2 pseudogenes are annotated in these 856 nt (G+C 57.8%); one reads left to right on the plus strand and one right to left on the minus strand.

The features are described from left to right. Nucleotides 1-188 (plus strand): annotated as a pseudogene (locus X738_RS88670) (hypothetical protein); the annotation flags it as partial. 76 nt (nucleotides 189-264) lie between these two features. Here X738_RS88670 and X738_RS84410 read toward each other — a convergent pair. Then, nucleotides 265-408: pseudogene (locus X738_RS84410) on the minus strand (ATP-binding protein); the annotation flags it as partial. Between the last annotated feature and the right edge of the window lie 448 nt (nucleotides 409-856).

Raw genomic sequence — 856 nt, forward strand, 5'->3', positions numbered from 1 at the left:
ACGAGAACACGCGGCTGAAGCGGCTTCTGGCCGACGCCATGCTCGACAATGCGGCGTTGAAGGATGCCGCGCCAGAAGCCAACTGCCTGCGGCAACGAGCCAACTTGGCTCGCAGAGTCCTTTTGGCAGCCCGCGAGTACAGGGTGCGCATTTCGCTGATTGTGAGCAGCCATTTCACGCGATCGTGAGCGCTCATTTCATTTGATCGTGAGCAGGTATTTCACGCGATCATGAGCGGCCGCTTCGACCGACGTGTTGATTGATTCAGGTGTTTGAGTCTGCGTCAAGAGCTGAGCGTTGAGCGTTCTGTTTTCGCATGCTTTCTCCGGTGAGTTGAAGACGGTGAGCATTGTGGACGAGGCGGTCAAGAATCGCGTCGCCGAGCGTGGGATCCGCGAATGCTTCATGATGCACCTTTCCTTGATCGCCTGGTCCGTTGCAGTCGGCGTTGAAGTTGATCGATCTGGTCGCTGGAAAGGCTGATCTGCCAAGGCTGGCCTTTCGTGCTTTGCCGACCGCGGACAAGGCCCTGGGCGAGATAGTCGAAGATGGTTTGAGCCGTCACGCCGATTGCAGCGGCTGCGCCCTGTACAGAGTAGGTTCCATCAGGCCAGCGCGGCGGATTGGCTGCGACGCCGTTGATCTTGGCTGTGGGGATTCCCCAACGGTGGCGTAAGAGCCAGATGTTCTCATAGCTGAACAGCTTGCCTCGCGCCGAGCGGACGCCCTCGTCATTCAAGATTTTGGCGATTTGCCTGTCCATATGGTTCTGTGGCAAACCTGGAAATGGGGTTGTGAACGGCCATTTCGGCCTGTCCGTCAGGCAGCGAGGATATCGAATTGCTCAGCGATCGAC

This window comes from Mesorhizobium sp. L48C026A00 (assembly GCF_000502375.1).
Classification (GTDB): domain Bacteria; phylum Pseudomonadota; class Alphaproteobacteria; order Rhizobiales; family Rhizobiaceae; genus Mesorhizobium; species Mesorhizobium muleiense.